Below are 21,526 nucleotides of genomic sequence, written 5' to 3' on the forward strand. Positions count from 1 at the left end.
ATACCTGAATCACGTAAATTACACATATCAAAAAAAAACCGAAACCCGCTCCTGAAAAGAGCAGCGTTCCGGTTTTTATTCAGTCTGAAGGGTTTCAGACTTTAAGCAGTTTCACCGTCGCGTCGATGTCAATTTCATCTTCCGAGAAGATCAGCGTCGTGCCCTGGAAGGTAGTGATGGCCAGCTTTTTCAGCGTGCGCATTTCACCAGGCTTGACATCTGATTTCGGTCGGATGCTGTTCATCAGCACGCCGACAGACAGCACAGCATTTTCTTTGTCGATACGGGTCTCTACAGGGACTTCTTCGCTGTAGACCAGGAATGACTTGATCGAGGTGAGCTTCAGACGCTCGCCTGCGATATAGATGTACTTGCTGTCTGGTATGACTTTTACCGCGTAGGCAGACAAGCCTTTGTTGTTGGTGGTGGGTTCAAAAGTCACCGCCGCGTCTTTCTTGATCAGCTCAGGATTAGCAACCTTAATCACATGAAAATAGCGGTTGTCGCCGTTTTCATCTTTGATAAATCCAAAGCCTTTATCTTTAAACCACGTTGTGATTGTTCCGTTCATTGCTGTTTCCGCCTGATTAAACCTATTACTCGTAGAGTATACCTACTCAATTTGCGCGCAGTGTAAAACACAGGCCATGTCTTTGGCTACTCGTTACCCCAACGATTGAGGAACTCCGCGATATCATCGATACGCTGAGCGTCGACACCTGCCACGGTTGCCATCTCCTGCTGTGCTTCTTCGCTGATCTCTTCGTTGTTCATCAAACGGGTGATCAACTGCTGGAAGTAGTGCGCCAGCGCGTCACGTTCTGTGTCGCTCACCGGCTTTGCGGCCTCGGTCGCGTACTCGTCGGCGATATCATAATATTTTAGCGGAATGTCGTTGTTCATCAGTTGCTCCGGGGTAAATGCGTGTGCCAGCAGTTGCCTGCCGCGTCTGATGTGAATGATAGCATTCTTATTTCATGGTTCGCGATCTGTTTTATTGGCCACTATGATTTACATATATCAATAATGTTTTCTGGCGCCACTTCGTATTTAATAAATCTTTCCGTATTTAAATAACAGCATTCTTATTCAGTTCGATATAATGGCTGCGAATTAAATAACGAGCCACAAAGGGAATATTAAATTACTTTAATTACATAATTGATATCTGTCATCTGCAGTTGGCCCAATCTCATCGCTAGTCGCCCATTTGCCCACATTCATCTTCTGGACAACACTCTACGATGACACCACTGACCCAACACGTGGAGCAAACACCATGAACATCACGCAAATCCGTAACGCCACGCAGCACATCACCTTTGGTGGCAAAACCTTTCTGATCGACCCTATGCTGGCGGCAAAAGGTACTTATCCGGGCTTTGCCGGTACGGCACGCGCCGAGATCCGCAACCCGACCGTTGATCTGCCTGTCGATATCGACACCCTGCTCAACGTTGATGCGCTGATCGTGACCCATCTGCATGAAGACCACTGGGATGAAGCCGCGGCTCGTGTCGTGCCGAAAGACAAACCGATTTATGTGCAAAACGATCGCGATGCGCAGGTACTGCGGGAACAAGGTTTCACGCAACTGACCGTACTGACGCAAAACACCACGCTCGGTGATATTACCCTGCGTAAAACAGGCGGCCAGCACGGTTCGGATCGCGCTTACGCCATCCCGCAAATGGCAGAGCGTCTGGGTGATGCCTGCGGGGTAATCTTCCAGCATCCGGCGGAAAAAACGCTGTATCTGGTCGGGGACACCATCTGGCGCGACGAGGTGGAAACCAACATGCGGACTTTCCAGCCAGACGTGGTCATTGTGAATGCAGGCTTTGCCCACGTTATCGGGTTTGGCCCAATTATCATGGGCGCGGAAGATGTGCTAAAAACCCACTTCACGCTGCCCGAAGCACAAATTGTGGCGACCCACATGGAGGCGATTAACCACTGTCTGCTGACCCGCGCGGCCTTGAAAGAGTACACCTGCGACAACCAGATTGCGCAATTTGTTAACGTGCCGGAAGATGGCGAAACCCTGACGTTTTAAAATCCACAGAGGACTCGTATGCAACCGCTTAACGTCGCCATTGTTGCCGTGGAAGATTTCAGCCCGTTCCACTTCTCGGTGCCGTGCATTATTTTCAGTGACAAAGTGGCGGCGAAAAAGCGTTTTGAGGTGCAACTGTGCGCCGAACAGCCGGGCATCGTTTCCTCGCAGGATGGCTTCTCCATCAACGCAGCCTACGGCTATGAAGCGGTGGAGGCCGCCGATATTGTGGTGATCCCCTGGTGGGGCACCACAGCACATCGGCCACCACAAAGCCTGCTTGATGCGCTCAATCGTGCGCGACAAAACGGCGCGCAGATTGTTGGATTATGCCTGGGTGCGTTTGTCCTCGGCTACGCCGGTCTGCTGGATGGCAAACGGGCGGCTACGCACTGGGAGTTCGAGCAGGATTTTCAGGCCCGCTTTCCGGCAGCTCATCTGGATATCAACGCGCTGTACGTGGATGACGACGGTATTATTACCTCGGCAGGCACCGCCGCTGCGCTGGATTGCTGCCTATACGTCATCCGCCAGCGTTTTGGCAGCACGGTGGCGAATCAGATTGCCAGACGGATGATTGTGCCGCCACATCGCGAGGGCGGCCAGGCACAGTTTATCGAGCAACCGGTGGCGAAAAATACCAAAGATCAGCGCATCAACGTCCTGCTCGACTATTTGCGCCAGCATCTCCATGAACCGCATAATCTTGACGAGCTGGCGCAACGGGTGATGATGAGCCGTCGCACCCTCACCCGTCATTTTATGAAGGCCACAGGGTCAAGCGTGGCCGAATGGTTGATTGCCGAGCGCCTGCGCCGTAGCCAGACGTTGCTGGAGTCCAGCCAGTTACCCGTTGAACGCATCGCAGAACAGGTTGGTTTTCAGTCGCCCGTCACCTGGCGCCAGCATTTTAAATCCCACTTTGGCGTTAGCCCGGCTGAATGGCGTAAAACCTTTCGCGGCGATTAGCCTCTTTTTTGCGCCAGCCAGATGGTGTGCCCGGTGCAGTGTGGATCTTCCATCACCATCTCGACCACCGCAAAACCGTATGCTGACAGCAGTGCGCGGTATTCATCCGGCGCGAGGCTGGCGTGGAACAGCGGCTCACCTTCAAATTGCCCCATCGCGATGCCGTTGTCCGTACCGCTGGTAAACATCAGCGCGCTGCCGGGATGGCTGAGGCGGTCAAAAATCGGGAACATCTTTTGCTGGTCCTGCTGAGTTAAATGGAAAAAGCTGTCCCAGGCGATCAGACCATCGAAAGTCTCATTGAGTGTCAACTCGCGCATATCCTGTTCCAGCCAGCGCTGTGCGGGAAAAGTGTTTCGGGCCCGCGCCAGCATCGCCGGGGAACCATCAACGCCGGTAAGCTGAAAACCTTGCTGGATAAAATAACCGGCGATCGGCTGACCGTTGCCGCAGCCAATATCCACAATGCTGCCCTGCCCGCCCATCACGGAAATAAATTTATCGAGCCAGCTTTTCTCGAACAAGGTGCGCGAGCGCTGGTTGGCAAAAGCATCCGCATGGCGTCGGTAGATGGACAGAATATTTTTTGCCGCAGAATCGCTCACAATATCCTCACTTTTTTCTTCTGTTAGGTATAACGGCGATAAATCCTTCAGCACGCTATCCTCAAACCCTGGAATGCGCCTCGCAGAACCCATGCGCAAATACCCCAAAACCGTCCCGCTGTGGCATCATAGCGCACAGATAACGTCATGACAGGGGTGATAAACGTGAAACCGGTAACGCTATACGATGTAGCAGACCATGCAGGTGTCTCTTACCAGACCGTCTCTCGCGTCGTGAACCAGGCCAGCCACGTTTCCGCAAAAACCCGACAGAAAGTTGAGGCCGCGATGGCGGAACTCAATTACATTCCTAACCGCGTTGCACAGCAGTTGGCTGGCAAACAGACGCCACTGATTGGCGTTGTGACAGCAAACCTTGCCCTGCATGCCCCCTCACAAATCGTTGCTGCCATAAAATCCCGCGCCGACCAGTCCGGTGCCAGCGTGGTGATCGCCATGGTCGAGCGCAGCGGCGTTGAGTCCTGTAAAGCCGCGGTCCACAATCTGCTTTCTCAACGCGTAACCGGGCTTATCATCAACTATCCGCTGGATGAAGAAGATGCCATTGCCGTGGCCGCTGCCTGCGGTACGGTGCCGGTGCTGTTTCTCGATGTCTCTGACCTGACGCCAATTAACAGCGTGATTTTCTCTCATGACGACGGCGCGCGTCTTGGCGTTGAACATCTGGTGCAGCACGGACATCAACGGATCGCCCTGCTGAGCGGGCCGCACACCTCCGTTTCTGCAAGGCTTCGGCATGCGGGCTGGCACAAGTATCTGGCACATTACCAGCTACAACCCGTAGCGGAGCTGGAAGGCGACTGGAGCGCGATGTCTGGTTTTCAGCAAACGATGCACATGCTGAATAACGGTAACCTCCCTACCGCCATGCTGGTCGCTAACGATCAAATGGCGCTGGGCGCGATGCGGGCAATCAGCGAGTTCGGTCTGCGGGTCGCCGTGGATATATCGGTAATTGGCTACGATGACACCGAAGACAGCGCCTGTTACATCCCACCGTTGACCACCATCAGGCAGGATTTTCCGTTACTGGGTGAAACCAGCGTCGACAGGCTGCTGCAACTCCCACGTGACGAATCAACCGTGGGTAACCAACTGCTGCCTGTCACCCTGGTCAAGCGCAAAACGGTTCTGCCTCCCGATACGCAAACCACCACTCCCCAGGCGCTGGCGGATTCCCTGATCCAGCTGGCACGGCAAGTTTCTCAGCTCACACCCAAATTGTGAACGCATAACAATTGTGTGAGTCAGTTCACTTATTGAACGCCCCATCCTTTACAGAAAGGAGCGCTTGTTCGTATTTTGATTGAAATTGTGAGCGAATAACAAATTCAAACAGGATACCGTTATGAACCTGAACACAGATTCACTCTCCGCTGTTCTGGCCCGCCGCGACTGGGAAAATCCCGGCGTCACGCAGTTCAACCGCCTGGAAGCGCACCCGCCGTTCTGTAGCTGGCGCTCAGCGGATGATGCACGTACCAATCAGCGTTCGAGTCAGTTACGCTCGCTGAATGGCAAATGGCAATTTGCCTGGTTTGCCGCGCCGGAGGCAGTACCGGAAAGCTGGCTGACAAGCGATCTGCCACAAGCAGACATCATCACCGTCCCTTCTAACTGGCAGATGGACGGTTACGATGCGCCAATTTATACCAACGTCACCTACCCAATCCCGGTGAATCCTCCATACGTTCCGGCGCAGAACCCGACGGGATGTTACTCGCTCACATTTAATATCGAAGACGCGTGGTTAGATGAAGGTCAGACGCGCATTGTTTTTGACGGCGTCAATTCCGCATTTCATCTGTGGTGCAACGGCCGCTGGGTCGGCTACGGTCAGGATAGCCGTCTACCGTCTGAGTTTGATCTTAGCGATTATCTGCTGCGCGGCGAAAACCGCCTGGCTGTGATGGTGCTGCGCTGGAGCGATGGCAGCTATCTGGAAGACCAGGACATGTGGCGCATGAGCGGTATTTTTCGCGATGTCTCCCTGCTGCATAAGCCCACTACGCAAATCTGCGACCTGCGCATTAATACCCGATTTAATGATGACTTCAGCCGCGCCACGCTGGAAGCGGAAGTCAGAGTGGCGGGCAGCGAGAGCAAAGATTTACGCGTCACCCTGCAATTGTGGGAAGGTGAAACGCTTACCCACGAAACGACCTCACCGCTCGGCAGCGAGATCATTGATGAACGCGGCGCTTATCATGACCGGGTGACTCTGCGTCTGAACGTCGAAAAACCGGCGCTGTGGAGTGCCGAAACGCCCAATCTGTACCGCGCCGTTGTGCAGTTACACACCGCGGGCGGAGTGCTGATTGAAGCGGAAGCCTGTGACGTTGGTTTTCGTCAGGTTTGTATCGAAAACGGCCTGTTGCTGTTAAACGGCAAGCCGCTGTTGATTCGCGGTACCAACCGTCATGAGCACCATCCGGTCAACGGCCAGGTGATGGACGAGGCGACGATGGTGCAGGATATTCTGCTGATGAAGCAGAATAACTTTAACGCCGTGCGCTGCTCACATTACCCGAACCATCCGTTGTGGTACACCCTGTGCGATCGCTACGGTCTGTATGTGGTCGACGAAGCCAACATTGAAACCCATGGCATGGTGCCGATGAACCGCCTCACCGACGATCCCGCCTGGTTGCCTGCCATGAGCCAGCGCGTCACGCGCATGGTACAACGCGATCGCAACCATCCGAGCATTATCATCTGGTCACTGGGCAATGAATCCGGCCATGGCGTCAATCACGACGCACTCTACCGCTGGATAAAATCAGAAGACCCGTCACGCCCGGTACAATATGAAGGCGGCGGCGCAAATACCGCGGCGACCGACATTATTTGCCCGATGTACGCCCGCGTAGATCAGGATCAGCCCTTCCCCGCAGTCCCCAAATGGTCGATTAAAAAGTGGCTGTCGATGCCCGGCGAGCAGCGTCCGCTGATCCTTTGTGAATACGCCCACGCCATGGGCAACAGTTTTGGCGGCTTCGCCAAATACTGGCAAGCGTTCCGCCAGTATCCGCGCCTGCAGGGCGGGTTTGTCTGGGACTGGGTGGATCAGTCGTTGATTAAATATGATGATAACGGCAAGGCATGGTCAGCCTACGGTGGCGATTTTGGCGACACGCCTAACGATCGTCAGTTTTGCATGAACGGGCTGGTGTTCGCCGATCGCACTCCGCATCCGGCGTTATATGAGGCCAAACATGAACAGCAGTTTTTCCAGTTCACGTTACTTCCGGGCGCTGAACGCCAGATTGAAGTGACCAGCGAATATCTGTTCCGCCGCAGCGATAACGAAGTTCTGCACTGGTCGATTGCTCAGGACGGCAATCCGCTGGCCGCCGGAGAAATCGTTCTGGATATCGCCCCACAGGGCCGCCAGGTGATTACCCTGCCTGATGTCCCGATGCCGGAAACCGCAGGCCAGCTGTGGTTGACAGTGCGCGTAGAACAACCTCAGGCAACCGCATGGTCAGACGCCGGGCATATCAGCGCCTGGCAGCAGTGGAAGCTGGAAGAAAAACTCAGTCTGGCACGGCAGCCAACTCACTGTTTCGCGCCACAGCTTAACGTTAGCGAAAACATCTTTACCGTTGAGAACGATAACAAGCGCTGGCAATTCGACCGTCAGTCTGGCCTGCTGACACAGTACTGGATTGGCGATAAAGCCCAACTGTTAACCCCACTGACCGACCAGTTCACCCGCGCACCGCTGGATAACGATATCGGCGTGAGCGAATCAACCCGCATCGACCCTAATGCCTGGATTGAACGCTGGAAGGCTGCCGGTCATTATCAGGTCGAAGCAACGTTACTGCACTGTGCTGCCGACACGCTGAGCAGTGCGGTACTGATCACCACCGAACATGCGTGGCAGTATCAGGGCGAAACGCTGTTCGTCAGCCGAAAAAGCTATCATATTGACGGCAATGGTGAAATGCAGATAACGGTGGATGTTGACGTTGCCAGCGGTACGCCGCATCCGGCCCGCATCGGCCTGAGCTGCCAGCTGGCGCAGGTTGCGGAGCGAGTGAACTGGTTAGGTCTCGGCCCGCATGAGAACTACCCGGACCGTCTGGGCGCCGCCTGTTTCGATCGCTGGGATCTGTCGCTTGATGAGATGTACACCCCGTATGTTTTCCCGAGCGAAAACGGTCTGCGCTGCGGCACGCGCGAACTGTACTACGGAGCGCACCAGTGGCGCGGAGACTTCCTGTTCAACATCAGCCGCTTTAGCCAGCAGCAACTGATGGAAACCAGCCACCGCCATCTGCTGCAACCTGAGGCGGGCACCTGGCTCAATATTGATGGCTTCCATATGGGCGTCGGCGGCGATGATTCGTGGAGTCCTTCCGTGTCACCGGAATTCCAGCTAAGCGCCGGGCGTTATCACTACCAGGTTATCTGGGGTTAAACATAATAATAATGGGCAGGTTATGACCTGCCCTTATTTTTCCTGAGGAAGTCTGTTATGTATTATTTAAAAAACACTAACTTTTGGATGTTCGGCTTTTTCTTCTTCTTTTACTTTTTTATTATGGGTGCGTATTTCCCCTTCTTCCCTATCTGGTTACACGATGTAAACCATATCAGTAAAGGCGACACCGGCATCATCTTCGCCTGTATCTCACTGTTTTCTTTGTTATTCCAGCCAATTTTCGGACTACTGTCCGATAAGCTTGGTCTGCGTAAACATCTGCTGTGGGTAATTACCGGCATGCTGGTCATGTTTGCCCCGTTTTTTATTTACGTATTTGGCCCATTATTGCAGGTTAATATTTTACTGGGTTCAATTGTCGGCGGGATTTACCTTGGCTTTATTTACAATGCCGGCGCTCCGGCGATTGAAGCCTATATTGAAAAAGCCAGCCGCCGAAGCAACTTTGAATTTGGTCGCGCGCGCATGTTTGGCTGCGTGGGCTGGGCGCTGTGCGCCTCGATTGCCGGAATTATGTTCACCATCAATAACCAGTTTGTCTTCTGGTTAGGTTCTGGCTGTGCGGTCATTCTGGCATTGCTGCTGCTCTTTTCAAAAACAGATGCCCCCTCTTCAGCAAAAGTCGCGGATGCGGTAGGCGCCAACAACTCGGCATTCAGCCTGAAGCTGGCGCTGGAGTTATTCAAACAACCGAAACTCTGGTTCCTCTCCCTGTACGTGGTCGGCGTTTCCTGCACTTATGACGTATTTGACCAGCAGTTCGCCAACTTCTTTACCTCGTTCTTTGCCACCGGCGAACAGGGTACCCGCGTGTTTGGCTACGTCACAACGATGGGGGAATTGCTCAACGCCTCGATCATGTTCTTTGCGCCGCTGATTGTGAACCGCATCGGCGGAAAGAACGCCCTGCTGCTGGCCGGTACGATTATGTCGGTAAGGATTATTGGCTCGTCATTCGCCACCACTGCACTGGAGGTCGTTATTCTCAAAACGCTGCATATGTTTGAGATACCGTTCCTGATCGTCGGTTGCTTCAAATACATCACCAGCCAGTTCGAAGTACGTTTCTCAGCCACGATTTATCTGGTGTGTTTCTGCTTCTTCAAACAGTTAGCCATGATTTTCATGTCAGTTCTGGCCGGAAAAATGTATGAGAGCATTGGTTTCCAGGGAGCTTATCTGGTGCTGGGGATTATTGCGCTGAGCTTCACGCTGATTTCCGTATTTACCCTTAGCGGGCCAGGGCCGTTTTCCCGCGTTTTCACCCCGGCAGGTAAACAAGTCTGAAGACAAATAACAAGAAGGAATATCTTCGATGAGCATGTCTATGAGAGACAGAATGAAAGCAGGCAAGCTGTTTACTGATATGTGCGAGGGGCTGCCGGAAGAGAGACTGCGCGGAAAGGAGTTAATGTATGAGTTTAACCACACGCGTCCATCTGAGATTAAAAAGAGGGAAAAACTGATTCGCGAAATATTTGCCTCCATAGGAGAAAATGCGTGGATTGAACCCCCCATTTATTTCTCTTACGGCAGCAATATTCACATTGGCAAAAACTTCTACGCCAATTTTAACTTTACCATTGTGGATGATTACACGGTCACCATCGGCGATAACGTTTTAATTGCACCAAACGTCACGATCACGGTAACGGGTCACCCTGTGCACCATGAATTAAGGAAATCCGGAGAGATGTTTTCCTTTCCAGTCACCATCGGCAATAACGTATGGATTGGCAGTAACGTAGTGATCAATCCCGGCATAACGATTGGCGATAATTCCGTTATCGGCGCGGGGAGTATAGTCACAAAAGACATTCCGGCAGATGTCGTGGCCGTGGGGGTTCCCTGTCGAGTTCTCAGAACCATTAATGAACGAGATAAAGAGTACTATTACCAAAATTATAAAGTGGATCCGTTACTTTAAGTCGTCATGCCGGATGCACCACTCACGTGGTTTATCCGGCCTACAATACTAAAAGGCCCGGTAAGCATTGCGCCGCCGGGCATCACACGATGTTACTCTTCAATAGCCTGACGGATTTGCTGCAACGACGCGGGATCGTCAATGGTCGTTAGATCGCCAGGATCGCGGCCTTCACAGATCGCCTGGATCGTCCGTCTGAGCATTTTGCCAGAGCGCGTTTTCGGCAACTGCGACACAAACCAGACGTGCGCCGGACGGCCAAAATTACCAATCTGACTGTCCACCAGCGCCATAATCGCCTTCTCTTCCGAATGTGCGATGTCGCGATCTTCAAGGCTGTCGCTCTGTTTCGGAATGACAAACGCGACCGCGACCTGCCCCTTCAGCGCGTCCTTCACGCCGACCACAGCCACTTCGGCAACGTTCGGATAGCTGGAAATACTCTCCTCTATCTCACGCGTCCCCAACCGATGCCCGGCCACGTTGATGACATCATCCGTACGGCCAAGGATGAAGTAATAGCCGTCCGCATCGCGAATACCCCAGTCAAAGGTGGCGTACACCTGGCGAGAAAACAGCGACCAGTAGGTATTCACAAACCGCGCGTCATCACCCCAGATAGTCTGGATACAGCCCGGCGGCAGCGGCCCTTCAATCACCAGCATGCCCTTTTCATTCGCTTCGCAGGGCTCACCGGTCACCTCATTGAGCAACTGCACGTTATATCCGTACATCGGCACGCCTGGGCTACCCAGCCGCGACGGGCGGTCGTCCAGCCCGCGAGCGATCGCCATAATCGGCCAACCGGATTCAGTCTGCCAGTAGTTGTCGATAACCGGGACGCCCAGCGTTTCCGTTACCCAACTGGCGGTCGGTTCATCCAGCGGCTCACCCGCCAGATACAGCACCTCCAGCGAGGAGAGATCGTGATTGCGGATTTGCGCGGTCGGGAATTTCTTCAGCACGCGGATGGCGGTTGGGGCAGAGAACATCCGGCTGACCTGATACTTCTCAACAATTTTCCACCATACGCCACAGTCTGGGTACGTTGGCAACCCTTCGTAAACCACCGTCGCCATCCCCGCCAGCAGTGGGGCATACACGATATACGAATGCCCAACCACCCAGCCGATATCCGATGCGCAGAAGAACACGCCGCCCGCTTTACCGCCGAAAATTGTGTCCATCGAGGTCGCCAGCGCGACCGCGTAGCCGCCAACGTCGCGCTGCACGCCTTTCGGTTTACCGGTTGTCCCGGAGGTGTAGAGAATGCAGGACGTTTCGTTCGACTCCAGCCAGGCAACCGGCACCCGCGCGCCGAGATGCTGTTGGCGCAGCGCGGCAAAGTCGAGGTCTCGCCCCTCTATCCGCACCATTTTCGCCAGACCGCGATCGACCAATACCACATGACGCGGCTGGTGCTGCGCCTGATCGATCGCATCATCGAGCAGCTTTTTATACGGCAGGATTTTGCCGCCGCGCGCCCCGGCATCCGCCGACACGATAACCACCGGTCGGGCGTCGTCGATACGCGCCGCTACGCTGTGCGAGGCGAAACCACCGAACACCACCGAGTGGATCGCCCCAATGCGCGCGCAGGCCAGCAGCGTAATGTGCGCCTCGGCGATCATCGGCATATAAACCAGTACCCGATCGCCGCGCTGTACGCCCAGCGACAACAACATCGCCGCCGCGACGTTCACTTCGTCATACAGCTGACGAAAGGTAAACGTGCGTTCTTCTTCAGTTTCTGATGACACAGCAATCAGCGCTAGCGCGTCAGGCTGTTTCTCCAGCCAGCGGTCGATGGCGTTGTGGCACAGATTGGTCGTGCCGCCGCAAAACCAGCGGGCAAACGGCGGATTACTGTGGTCCAGCACCTGCGTATACGGCTGCTGCCAGTCAATACGTTGGGCCTGCTCGGCCCAAAACGACTCCGGCTGCGTAATAGAACGTTGATAAAACTCGCTATAAGACATAATGCTCTCCTGTTGAACTTACGCCTTGCCGCACGCAGGTTTAGATTACATAAAGGTCCATATACTCATTGACCGGCATCTGTTCCAGGCGAGTTCTGTCCAGGGAGACATCCAGGATGCGCTGCTGCTGACGGGTCGGGAACTGACGCGCCAGGTTAATTTTGAACTTCTCAACCAGCTTCGGCATGCCGTCATTACGACGGCGCGCGTGGCCGATTGGGTATTCCACTACCACTTCTTCAAAGCGTGAGCCGTCGGTGAATTCAAGCGTGATGGCATTCGCGATGGCGCGTTTTTCAGGGTCGTGGTAATCGGCAGTAAAGGCCGGATCTTCGAAGCAGTTGATCTTTTCACGCAGGGCATCAATGCGTTTATCCTGCGCCACGCCGTCTTCGTAATCTGCCGCCGTTAAGCGTCCGAACAGCAGCGGGATAGCCACCATGTACTGGATGCAGTGGTCACGATCCGCCGGGTTATTCAACGGGCCTTTTTTATCGATGATGCGGATACAGGCTTCGTGCGTACGAATGGTCACTTTTTCGATATCGGCAGCGGTCTTACCTGCGGCCTGTAACTGCTCGTACAGCGTCATCGCCGCTTCTACCGCGGTTTGCGAGTGGAACTCTGCCGGGAAGGAAATTTTAAACAACACGTTTTCCATCACGTACGAACCGTACGGGCGCTGGAAGCGGAAAGATTCGCCTTTGAAAGAGACATCATAGAAGCCCCAGGTTTTTGCCGTCAGTGCGGACGGGTATCCCATTTCACCGGTTTTCGCCATCAGCGCCAGACGTACAGCACGTGAGGTGGCATCGCCAGCCGCCCAGGATTTACGCGTGCCGGTATTCGGCGCATGACGATAGGTACGCAGCGACTGACCGTCGACCCACGCCAACGAGACGGCGTTGAGAATTTCATCGCGGTTCAGGCCGAGCATCTCGGCAACCACCGCCGTGGAGGCGACTTTTACCAGCAGGACGTGATCCAGACCGACGCGGTTGAAGGAGTTTTCCAGCGCGATACAGCCCTGAATTTCATGGGCTTTAATCATTCCGGTTAACACTTTTTTCATGGTTAACGGCGCTTTACCCACCGCCACCGCATTGCGCGACAGCCAGTCAGCCGTCGCCAGAATACCGCCGAGGTTATCGGAAGGATGACCCCATTCTGCGGCCAGCCAGGTGTCGTTAAAGTCCAGCCAGCGGATCATCGCACCGATGTTAAACGCCGCCTGCACCGGATCGAGCTGGAACTGGGTACCTGGTACGCGCACACCGTTCGGGACGACGGTACCCGGTACAACCGGCCCCAGCAGTTTTTTACAGGCCGGATATTCCAGCGCTTCCAGGCCACAGCCAAGGGTATCAAGCAGGCAATAATGCGCGGTGTCATACGCCACCTTCGAGGTGATCTCGTAGTTCATGACGTAATCAACGATATCAACGATTTCACGGTCAAATTCAGGGCGGACGTTCGAAATATGTGCAGACATAGGGTACATTTCCTGTTTTTTATCTTTAGAGGTTTTGCATTAGCAACGTTTTTCAATCGGGACAAATACGCGATCTTCCGGGCCGGTATAGTTGGCGGAAGGACGGATAATTTTGTTGTCCTGGCGCTGTTCGATGATGTGCGCCGCCCAGCCAGTGACGCGGGCGATAACGAACAGCGGTGTGAACATTTCAGTGGGGACGCCCATCATGTTGTAAGAGACTGCCGAGAACCAGTCGAGGTTGGGGAACATCTTTTTCGTTTCCCACATCACCTCTTCCAGACGGTCGGCGATGTTGTACATTTTCAGCGAACCGCCTTCCTGAGAAAGCTGTTTCGCCACGCTCTTGATCACCTGGTGGCGCGGGTCGGCGATGGTGTAAACCGGGTGACCAAAGCCAATCACCACTTCTTTATTTTCAACGCGTTTACGGATATCCGCTTCGGCTTCATCCGGCGTTTCATAGCGTTGCTGGATCTCCAGCGATACTTCATTCGCTCCGCCGTGTTTCGGCCCACGCAGTGCGCCAATCGCACCGATAATCGCGGAGTACATATCAGAGCCAGTTCCCGCAATCACACGCCCCGTGAAGGTAGAAGCGTTAAACTCGTGTTCGGCGTACAGCACCAGCGAAATGTGCATCGCCTTTTCCCAGCTTTGTGATGGCTTTTCACCATGCAGCAAATGCAAGAAGTGACCGCCAATAGAATCATCATCGGTCTCCGGCTGAATGCGCTCGCCGTTATGGCTGTAGTGATACCAGTACAGGAGGATAGAACTGAGCGATGCCAGCAGTTTGTCGGCAATATCGCGTGCGCCGGAGACGGTATGTCCTTCTTTTTCTGGCAGAGTACAACCCAGCGCGGAAACACCAGTGCGCATCACGTCCATCGGATGCGAGGCGGCAGGCAGCGCTTCCAGTACGGTGCGCACGTTAGCGGGCAATCCGCGCAGCGCTTTCAGTTTGCTTTTATAGGCGGTGAGCTCATCGCGGGTGGGTAATTTCCCGTGAATCAGCAGATGCGCAACTTCTTCAAATTCGCACTGTTGTGCCAGGTCAAGAATATCGTAGCCACGATAGTGTAGATCGTTACCGCTTTTACCCACGGTACATAAGGCAGTATTTCCGGCAGCGACGCCTGACAGCGCAACCGATTTTTTGGGTTTAATGACATGGGTACTATTTTGCAGGATCGTTGTGTCGCTCATGTTGTCCTCGTCATTATTGTAATATGTAGGGTACTAATTTATTGCCGGATGGCGGCTACGCCTTATCCGGCCTACGACGGTTACTTTTTTGTGTACAACGCGTCGAGTTTCTCTTCGAACTGGTAGTAATTGATGCTTTCATACAGCTCGTTGCGCGTCTGCATAATGTCGATAACGTTCTTTTGCGTACCTTCCTGACGCAGCACGTTGTAAACCTTCTCCGCCGCGCGGTTCATGGCGCGGAAAGCTGACAGCGGGTATAGCGCCATCGCAACATTCGCGCTGCGCAGTTCATCGGTGGTAAACAGCGGTGTGGCGCCAAATTCAGTAATGTTGGCGAGAATTGGTACCTGTACCGCATCGGCAAACTGGCGGTACATCGCAAGTTCGGTAATGGCTTCCGGGAACAGCATGTCAGCGCCCGCTTCGACATACGCCTGGGCACGATCGATGGCTGCCTCTAACCCTTCCACCGCCAGTGCATCGGTTCGCGCCATAATCACAAAGTTGGGATCGGTGCGCGCATCAACGGCTGCACGGATCCTGTCGACCATCTCTTCTTTCGAGACGATCGCCTTGTTCGGGCGATGACCGCAGCGCTTGGCGCCGATCTGATCTTCAATATGCAGCGCAGCAGCACCCGCTTTGGAAATCGACTTGACGGTACGCGCCACGTTGAATGCAGACGATCCAAAACCAATATCCGCATCCACCAGCAATGGCAGCGGGCAAACATCCGTAATGCGACGAATATCAGTCAGCACATCATCAAGGGTAGAAATACCGAGATCCGGCAGCCCCAGCGAGCCCGCAGCGACGCCACCGCCGGAGAGATAAATCGCCTGATACCCGGCGCGTTGAGCCAGCAGAGCGTGGTTGGCATTGATGGTGCCAACGATTTGTAATGGGTTTTCTTTGGTAAGCGCAGCGCGAAACGCCAGCCCTGGGGAGTGTAGAGACATATCCCGTCCTCTTGTTATCAACTTGTTATCGTTCGTTGATATTTCTAAAGCAAGGGGTATGCCAGGGAGCTTATTTTCTCTTCAATTTAATTTTTTATCTTTTAAAACAATATATTAAATCCAATACTTCTATTTTTGTTGCACAAAAGCGTGTCAGCTATCGTTTCATGAAACGTTCCTTCACGTTTCATTGCAACATTTATGAAACACAACTAAACCCTACTACTCGGTTCCTTAATTTTTGGGGTTAGTTATGGCAGATACGCATCTACCGCCGCGAGTGAACGACGATAAACCGGTTATCTGGACAGTCTCGGTCACCCGCCTGTTTGAACTGTTTCGCGACATCAGTCTGGAGTTCGACCACCTGGCGACCATCACCCCCATTCAGCTTGGTTTCGAAAAAGCGGTGGCCTATATCCGTAAGAAGCTGGCTACCGAGCGTTGCGATGCCATCATTGCGGCGGGCTCCAACGGGGCATATCTGAAAAGCCGTTTATCGATTCCGGTGATCCTGATTAAACCCAGCGGATTCGACGTGCTACAGGCGCTGGCAAAAGCGGGAAAACTCACCTCGTCGATTGGCGTCATTACCTATCAGGAAACCATTCCTGCGCTTCTCGCGTTTCAAAAAACCTTCAATTTGCAGCTTGAACAGCGCAGCTATATCACCGAGGAAGATGCCCGTGGGCAAATCAACGAACTGAAGGCCGGCGGTACGCAGGCAGTGGTTGGTGCGGGATTGATTACCGATCTGGCAGAAGAAGCAGGTATGACCGGCATCTTTATCTATTCGGCGGCCACCGTGCGCCAGGCCTTTGTCGATGCGCTGGATATGACTCGCCTGACGCTGCGCAGAAACGGTCAGTACGCTTCTGGCGATACGTTACGCACCCGTTATGCGCTGGGAGATATGCGCGGTCACTCTGCGCAGATGGAACAGGTGCGGCACACCATTATGCTCTACGCCCGCTCGCGTGCGCCGGTCCTCATTCAGGGCGAAACAGGAACGGGTAAAGAGCTGGCCGCACAGGCCATTCACCGTGAGTTTTTCACCCGTCAGGAGAATCGACGCGGTAAACCCTCGCCGCCGTTTGTTGCCGTCAACTGCGGGGCAATCACCGAGTCATTGCTGGAAGCGGAGCTGTTCGGCTATGAGGACGGCGCCTTTACCGGCTCTCGCCGAGGGGGGCGCGCGGGCCTGTTTGAAATCGCCCACGGCGGAACCCTGTTTCTTGATGAGATAGGCGAGATGCCGCTGCCGTTACAAACCCGACTGCTGCGCGTGCTGGAAGAAAAAGAGGTTACCCGGGTCGGTGGACATCAGCCGATTCCGGTCGATGTCCGGGTGATTAGCGCCACACATTGTAATCTGGAGCAGGAGATGAAACAGGGGGAATTTCGTACCGATCTGTTTTATCGCCTGAGCATTTTACGCCTCAAGCTGCCGCCGCTACGCGAGCGGTTGCCCGATATCCTGCCGCTGGCGGAAAGCTTTTTAAAACAATCGCTGGCGGAACTGGACGTGCCGTTTTCTGAGCCAGTACGCAAGGGGCTGGGATTAAGTCAGCCGACGCTGCTGAATTATGGCTGGCCGGGGAATATCCGCGAACTGCGTAATATGATGGAGCGCCTGGCGCTATTTTTAAGCGTCGAGCCGCAGCCGGAGCTGAATATGGATTTTTTACAACAGCTATTACCGGAACTGGCCATTGCTGCTGACTCACCGCAAGCATCTTCATTGCTGACGCCGCAGCAGGTGTTGGCACAATTCAATGGTGATAAAACCGCGGCTGCACGCTATCTCGGAATTAGCAGAACCACGTTCTGGCGCCGATTAAAAGAAAACCCGCCGGTACAATGACCGACGGGTGTTGTATTTTTTACAGCTGCACATTATTTTTTCTTGTAAATATTGGCTGTGCCATGGATTTTGTTATCCGTTTGGCCGGAGGTTAATACCACCACGTCAGCGCCTTTCTCTTCAGCTTTCTTCAGAAGGTCTTCTTTAGCATCCGAAGTAGATACTTCATTACTCGTTGAAATGTCACCGATTTTTGTGTACTGAGACTCAACCTTTTCAAACTCAACCTTCGTCATAAATTCCGCGGCATACGCGTTGGTCACAACAAAAGCTAACGCACCAATAAGTACTTTAATTCCAGTTTTCATATAAAAGCTCCAGATTTTGTTATATATGCCATCATCGCCCCCTGAACATTCGACATGCGAGTCAAGGATGATTAATAAGTAGTTCAGGCTGACAAAAAGATCCAGAGCAGGCGGAAATATAAAGAGATTTTGCGAATCGTTAATTACGCAAAACGCAGTGGCGCTACGTTTTCAACGCGCACTGTGAGTGAATGCGCAGAATGACGTGCGCACTAAAATTATAGTGTTAGCTGTCTTTCCCGTGTTTACTAATGGAAACGTTGTCTATGGAACCTTTGCACGCCGTTGTACTCACCGTCAGCCTGTTTGTTTTAACCTTTTTTAACCCCGGCGCAAATCTGTTCGTGGTGGTACAAACTAGCCTGGCATCCGGACGACGCGCAGGTGTGATGACCGGTCTGGGTGTTGCCTTAGGTGATGCGTTTTACTCCGGCCTTGGGCTCTTTGGTATGGCAACGCTAATCACCCAGTGTGAAGAGATATTTTCATTGATTAAGATTGTCGGCGGCGCCTATCTGCTGTGGTTTGCCTGGAACAGCATCCGCCATCAGGCCACGCCGCAAATGCCCACGCTACAGCAGCCGCTTTCCGCCCCCTGGTATGTATTTTTCCGCCGTGGATTACTAACAGATTTATCGAACCCACAAACTGTACTGTTTTTTATTAGTATCTTCTCGGTCACCTTAAGCGCAGACACACCTACGTGGGCCAGACTGATGGCCTGGGCAGGCATTGTGTTGTCTTCCGTTATCTGGCGTATTTTTCTCAGCCAGGCATTTTCTTTGCCTGCCGTGCGACGGGCGTATGGTCGTATCCAACGGGTTGCCAGCCGGGTAATTGGCGCAATAATAGGTGTCTTCGCGCTAAGACTTATTTATGAAGGTATTAGCCATCGATAAGAGAGTTTAACTTGACCATCGTGAGGTAATTGTCCGTAATACCGCCTGAATTTTTAATCGCAGGTTGAGTGGCAGTGAGATGGAACAGGTTGAACCGGTAAACGACACATTACTCCTTACGGAATGGCAGGCGCTGATACGACAAACATCGCCTGACGTTCACACGCTCCTCACATCGTTAAGCGATGAAGAGATCCGCCATTTAGTGACCGTTTTTTATGACTATATGCTCTCCCATGCCCAGAGCGCATTGTTCCTTAATACGGAACAGGTCAGTACCCGCCTCAGCGGTAGTATGTTTGACTGGTTACGCAGCGTGCTCGGCAGCGCGCACGAAGATCTACCGCAGCTGCTGGCCAAACAGCGCAAAATTGGCGTGGTGCATGCCCGCATCGGTCTGCCCATCGATCTGGTGAATCGCGGCGCGCGTAAGCTCAAGGATGAGCTGTATCGGGTATTGAAAACCAAAGCTGACGACTCGTCTTCCCTGCTGAGCAATGCTATCTGTTTCAGCAGCCTGGCAATGGATACTGCGCTGGAGGCCATGACCGTCTCCTATTCCCCAAGCCACCAAAACTCCCTGCATACGCAGGAGCAGTATCGCCTGCAGACCATTTACGATGACGTTAACGTCGAGCGCGAACGGCAAATTCGCTCATTTACCGACTGGGAAAACCAGTTTATCTATAACATTGCCACCGGAATGCCTTTCGGTGAAATGGTGTTTCTGGCGAACTCTGATTTTGGTATGTGGTTCTCACATAAGGGAAAACATATTCTTGGCAACAGCAATTTGCTCAAAGAAATGGAATCGCTAATTGCAGAGATCGACACCCGTCTGACGACCACCCTGTCACCTCAGCATCAGCCGACAGAACCCGAGCGGATGAGCTTATTACAGGATGTTCGCCAGCTGTCGGCAAAAATCCATTTCCTGCTCGCTTCGATGTTTGAGGCGCTGGTTAAGCAGGAAAATGGTAAAGATTCGCTGACCCAGTTGCTTAATCGCCGCTTTATTCCGACCATCATGCGACGCGAAATCTCGCTGGCGTTACATGCGCGTAAGCCTTTTAGCCTGGCGATGCTGGATATCGACTACTTCAAGCAAATTAACGATAACTTCGGGCATAATACCGGCGATCTGACGCTCAAAAATGTCGCAGCGGTCATTTATGATCATATCCGTAGCAGCGATTACGTGTTCCGCTACGGTGGTGAAGAATTTATGATCTTGCTCGTCGAGTCAGATGAATCGCAGGCCAGTATTATTCTGGAAACGCTGCGTATGAAAATTGCCGGGATGCGCATGGCAGCCTCTGCGACAGAAACGTTTTCTATTACCGTCAGTATCGGTATTGCCGAATATGATTATCATCCCGACTACAAACAGCTGGTTGATAAAGCCGATCGCGCACTTTATCAGGCAAAAAGTAATGGTCGCGACCGCGTTGAGGTTTATCAGGAATAACCATTGCCCTGCAGAGAAATAAATACCCCATTCAGGGTATTTATCTGACTTGCGATAAATATCGAGCTGTTATTTTTATTCAGGCATATTGGCATGATGAAAATAACAGCCACGTAATAAGATGCAAATCAAATACACCAAATCTGAATAGCGCTAGCATATCCCGGTGATGACGCCTTCTGAATGCAGAAGGGGAAATATGAGGGATAGTATAAAATCATGAACGGGAAGAAAAGAACGCGCTGGCAGCGCCGTCCTGGCACGATCGGAGGCAAACTGCCGTGGAATGACTGGCGCAACGCCAGCAGCTGGCGAAAAGCCACCCAGTTTCTCCTGCTGGCTATTAATATTTATATTGGCGTAACGTTCTATTACTGGGTCCGCTATTTCGAAACCGCCGGCACCAGCGTCTATATTCCAAGGCCAGGTGGTATTGAGGGATGGCTACCAATCGCGGGTTTGATGAATATCCGCTATACGCTGGAGACTGGTTTTCTTCCGCCTATCCATGCCGCCTCCATGCTGCTGTTAGTTGCGTTTATCCTGATTAGTCTGTTGTTAAAAAAAGCCTTCTGTTCGTGGTTATGCCCGGTGGGCACGCTGTCCGAACTGCTCGGCAATCTGGGGAAAAAAGTATTTGGTCGCAACTTCACGCTGCCGCGCTGGCTGGATATTCCGCTGCTCAGTCTGAAGTATTTGTTGCTGAGTTTCTTTTTGTATATCGCCCTGTCGATGCCTGCGCAGGGGATTCAGTATTTTCTAATGTCGGCCTATGGCATGATTATCGACGTGAAGATGCTCGATTTCTTTCGCCATATTGGCTCCGCTACGCTCATCTTTGTTATCGTTATCAGCGTCCTGAGCCTGTTTATTCGCAATGCCTGGTGCCGCTATCTGTGCCCTTATGGTGCGCTGCTCGGCCTGTTCTCATTACTCTCACCGTTTAAAATCCGCCGTAACGCTGACAGCTGTATCGACTGCGGAAAATGCGCGAAAAACTGCCCGTCGAATATCCCGGTCGACAGACTGATTCAGGTGCGTACCGTGGAATGCACTGGCTGCATGACCTGCGTTGAATCCTGCCCGGTAGCCTCAACGCTGAGCTTTTCACTGCAGACTCCGCCTGGAGCACAAGGCAACGGTGGTAAATCATTATGGCGCCAGAGGACGCTGTCAGGTGTTGCCATGACGCTACTGGTGCTGGGCATTCTGTTTGCCACTATTGGTTATGCCGTTTATGCCAATGTCTGGGATACGCCAGTGCCCGATCATATGTATTTCCAGCTGATCCCGAAGGCAAAGATGATCGGCCATTAA

The 21,526-nt window shown here is 53.0% G+C and carries 18 protein-coding genes; 10 read left to right on the plus strand and 8 right to left on the minus strand.

Annotated elements, in window-relative coordinates; all coding sequences use genetic code 11:
* Positions 1 to 94: 94 nt before the first annotated feature.
* Together IB222_RS17955 and IB222_RS17960 are read right to left on the minus strand one after the other, a co-directional pair.
* Positions 95 to 571, minus strand: a complete 477-nt coding sequence (locus IB222_RS17955; RefSeq protein WP_003830914.1) for a cold shock domain-containing protein — start codon at positions 569 to 571, stop codon at positions 95 to 97.
* An 86-nt stretch (positions 572 to 657) separates the two neighbouring features.
* On the minus strand, positions 658 to 903 hold the full coding sequence (locus IB222_RS17960; protein ID WP_003021350.1) for a YmjA family protein: 246 nt from the start codon (positions 901 to 903) through the stop codon (positions 658 to 660).
* 376 nt (positions 904 to 1,279) lie between these two features.
* Here IB222_RS17960 and IB222_RS17965 point away from each other — a divergent pair, with 376 nt between their 5' ends.
* Together IB222_RS17965 and IB222_RS17970 are read left to right on the plus strand one after the other, a co-directional pair.
* Positions 1,280 to 2,056 carry an MBL fold metallo-hydrolase gene (locus IB222_RS17965; protein WP_149384035.1) on the plus strand — a complete coding sequence of 259 codons (777 nt, stop codon included), beginning with the start codon at positions 1,280 to 1,282 and terminating at the stop codon, positions 2,054 to 2,056.
* Positions 2,057 to 2,074: 18 nt separating this feature from the next.
* Positions 2,075 to 3,025: a helix-turn-helix domain-containing protein gene (locus IB222_RS17970; protein WP_063941275.1), complete on the plus strand. Its 951-nt coding sequence runs from the start codon at positions 2,075 to 2,077 to the stop codon at positions 3,023 to 3,025.
* Here the strand turns inward: IB222_RS17970 and IB222_RS17975 are convergent.
* Positions 3,022 to 3,684 carry a class I SAM-dependent methyltransferase gene (locus IB222_RS17975; protein WP_126319866.1) on the minus strand — a complete coding sequence of 221 codons (663 nt, stop codon included), beginning with the start codon at positions 3,682 to 3,684 and terminating at the stop codon, positions 3,022 to 3,024. The genes IB222_RS17970 and IB222_RS17975 overlap by 4 nt on opposite strands.
* A gap of 102 nt (positions 3,685 to 3,786) precedes the next feature.
* On the opposite strand from IB222_RS17975, the gene IB222_RS17980 reads away from it, so the two are divergent.
* The 4 genes from IB222_RS17980 (at position 3,787) to lacA (ending at position 10,028) form a co-directional block, all read left to right on the plus strand.
* Positions 3,787 to 4,878 (plus strand): LacI family DNA-binding transcriptional regulator, encoded by a 1,092-nt coding sequence (locus IB222_RS17980; protein ID WP_149384181.1) that lies wholly within the window; start codon positions 3,787 to 3,789, stop codon positions 4,876 to 4,878.
* A gap of 121 nt (positions 4,879 to 4,999) precedes the next feature.
* The gene (locus tag IB222_RS17985; RefSeq protein WP_149384034.1) at positions 5,000 to 8,077 is read left to right on the plus strand and encodes a beta-galactosidase; all 3,078 of its coding nucleotides are present in this window, start codon (positions 5,000 to 5,002) and stop codon (positions 8,075 to 8,077) included.
* Between the two features lie 57 nt (positions 8,078 to 8,134).
* On the plus strand, positions 8,135 to 9,388 hold the full coding sequence (locus IB222_RS17990) for an MFS transporter (protein WP_003830908.1): 1,254 nt from the start codon (positions 8,135 to 8,137) through the stop codon (positions 9,386 to 9,388).
* Between the two features lie 28 nt (positions 9,389 to 9,416).
* On the plus strand, positions 9,417 to 10,028 hold the full coding sequence (lacA, locus tag IB222_RS17995; protein WP_149384033.1) for a galactoside O-acetyltransferase: 612 nt from the start codon (positions 9,417 to 9,419) through the stop codon (positions 10,026 to 10,028).
* A gap of 92 nt (positions 10,029 to 10,120) precedes the next feature.
* Here the strand turns inward: lacA and prpE are convergent, their stop codons facing one another.
* From prpE to prpB, 4 genes are all read right to left on the minus strand, one after another.
* On the minus strand, positions 10,121 to 12,007 hold the full coding sequence (prpE, locus tag IB222_RS18000) for a propionate--CoA ligase (RefSeq protein WP_149384032.1): 1,887 nt from the start codon (positions 12,005 to 12,007) through the stop codon (positions 10,121 to 10,123).
* A 40-nt stretch (positions 12,008 to 12,047) separates the two neighbouring features.
* Complete coding sequence (locus tag IB222_RS18005; protein ID WP_048236009.1) at positions 12,048 to 13,499, minus strand: bifunctional 2-methylcitrate dehydratase/aconitate hydratase; 1,452 nt, start codon at positions 13,497 to 13,499, stop codon at positions 12,048 to 12,050.
* 39 nt (positions 13,500 to 13,538) lie between these two features.
* A complete protein-coding gene (prpC, locus tag IB222_RS18010) occupies positions 13,539 to 14,708 on the minus strand; it encodes a 2-methylcitrate synthase (protein WP_003830904.1) in 1,170 nt (389 codons plus the stop codon).
* A gap of 80 nt (positions 14,709 to 14,788) precedes the next feature.
* Positions 14,789 to 15,670, minus strand: a complete 882-nt coding sequence (gene prpB / locus IB222_RS18015; RefSeq protein WP_003830903.1) for a methylisocitrate lyase — start codon at positions 15,668 to 15,670, stop codon at positions 14,789 to 14,791.
* Positions 15,671 to 15,923: 253 nt separating this feature from the next.
* Between prpB and prpR the strand changes: the two genes are divergently transcribed.
* Positions 15,924 to 17,534: a propionate catabolism operon regulatory protein PrpR gene (gene prpR, locus IB222_RS18020; RefSeq protein ID WP_126319122.1), complete on the plus strand. Its 1,611-nt coding sequence runs from the start codon at positions 15,924 to 15,926 to the stop codon at positions 17,532 to 17,534.
* Positions 17,535 to 17,566: 32 nt separating this feature from the next.
* Here prpR and yahO read toward each other — a convergent pair whose 3' ends face one another.
* A complete protein-coding gene (yahO, locus tag IB222_RS18025) occupies positions 17,567 to 17,842 on the minus strand; it encodes a DUF1471 family periplasmic protein YahO (RefSeq protein WP_032942474.1) in 276 nt (91 codons plus the stop codon).
* A gap of 266 nt (positions 17,843 to 18,108) precedes the next feature.
* Between yahO and IB222_RS18030 the strand changes: the two genes are divergently transcribed.
* The 3 genes from IB222_RS18030 to IB222_RS18040 all read left to right on the plus strand — a co-directional run bounded on the left by IB222_RS18030 (position 18,109) and on the right by IB222_RS18040 (position 21,526).
* Positions 18,109 to 18,741, plus strand: coding sequence for a LysE family transporter (locus IB222_RS18030; protein WP_003830900.1), 633 nt, complete (start codon positions 18,109 to 18,111; stop codon positions 18,739 to 18,741).
* Positions 18,742 to 18,820: 79 nt separating this feature from the next.
* A complete protein-coding gene (locus IB222_RS18035; protein WP_126319124.1) occupies positions 18,821 to 20,209 on the plus strand; it encodes a diguanylate cyclase in 1,389 nt (462 codons plus the stop codon).
* 219 nt (positions 20,210 to 20,428) lie between these two features.
* Entirely contained in the window at positions 20,429 to 21,526 is a 1,098-nt protein-coding gene (locus tag IB222_RS18040; RefSeq protein WP_126319126.1) for a 4Fe-4S binding protein, read from the plus strand.

The sequence above is a fragment of the Citrobacter sp. C13 genome, from assembly GCF_014596815.2.
Taxonomy (GTDB): domain Bacteria; phylum Pseudomonadota; class Gammaproteobacteria; order Enterobacterales; family Enterobacteriaceae; genus Citrobacter; species Citrobacter portucalensis.

Excerpts from the sequence above, each read along its gene's own strand:
- IB222_RS18030 (WP_003830900.1), top strand. The coding sequence starts at position 18,109 with ATGGAACCTTTGCACGCCGTTGTACTCACCGTCAGCCTGTTTGTTTTA.
- prpE (WP_149384032.1), bottom strand. The coding sequence starts at position 12,007 with ATGTCTTATAGCGAGTTTTATCAACGTTCTATTACGCAGCCGGAGTCG.
- IB222_RS17960 (WP_003021350.1), bottom strand. The coding sequence starts at position 903 with ATGAACAACGACATTCCGCTAAAATATTATGATATCGCCGACGAGTAC.
- yahO (WP_032942474.1), bottom strand. The coding sequence starts at position 17,842 with ATGAAAACTGGAATTAAAGTACTTATTGGTGCGTTAGCTTTTGTTGTG.
- prpR (WP_126319122.1), top strand. The coding sequence starts at position 15,924 with ATGGCAGATACGCATCTACCGCCGCGAGTGAACGACGATAAACCGGTT.
- IB222_RS17965 (WP_149384035.1), top strand. The coding sequence starts at position 1,280 with ATGAACATCACGCAAATCCGTAACGCCACGCAGCACATCACCTTTGGT.
- IB222_RS17985 (WP_149384034.1), top strand. The coding sequence starts at position 5,000 with ATGAACCTGAACACAGATTCACTCTCCGCTGTTCTGGCCCGCCGCGAC.
- IB222_RS18005 (WP_048236009.1), bottom strand. The coding sequence starts at position 13,499 with ATGTCTGCACATATTTCGAACGTCCGCCCTGAATTTGACCGTGAAATC.
- prpC (WP_003830904.1), bottom strand. The coding sequence starts at position 14,708 with ATGAGCGACACAACGATCCTGCAAAATAGTACCCATGTCATTAAACCC.
- IB222_RS18040 (WP_126319126.1), top strand. The coding sequence starts at position 20,429 with ATGAACGGGAAGAAAAGAACGCGCTGGCAGCGCCGTCCTGGCACGATC.
- IB222_RS17955 (WP_003830914.1), bottom strand. The coding sequence starts at position 571 with ATGAACGGAACAATCACAACGTGGTTTAAAGATAAAGGCTTTGGATTT.
- prpB (WP_003830903.1), bottom strand. The coding sequence starts at position 15,670 with ATGTCTCTACACTCCCCAGGGCTGGCGTTTCGCGCTGCGCTTACCAAA.
- IB222_RS17970 (WP_063941275.1), top strand. The coding sequence starts at position 2,075 with ATGCAACCGCTTAACGTCGCCATTGTTGCCGTGGAAGATTTCAGCCCG.
- IB222_RS17990 (WP_003830908.1), top strand. The coding sequence starts at position 8,135 with ATGTATTATTTAAAAAACACTAACTTTTGGATGTTCGGCTTTTTCTTC.
- lacA (WP_149384033.1), top strand. The coding sequence starts at position 9,417 with ATGAGCATGTCTATGAGAGACAGAATGAAAGCAGGCAAGCTGTTTACT.
- IB222_RS18035 (WP_126319124.1), top strand. The coding sequence starts at position 18,821 with ATGGAACAGGTTGAACCGGTAAACGACACATTACTCCTTACGGAATGG.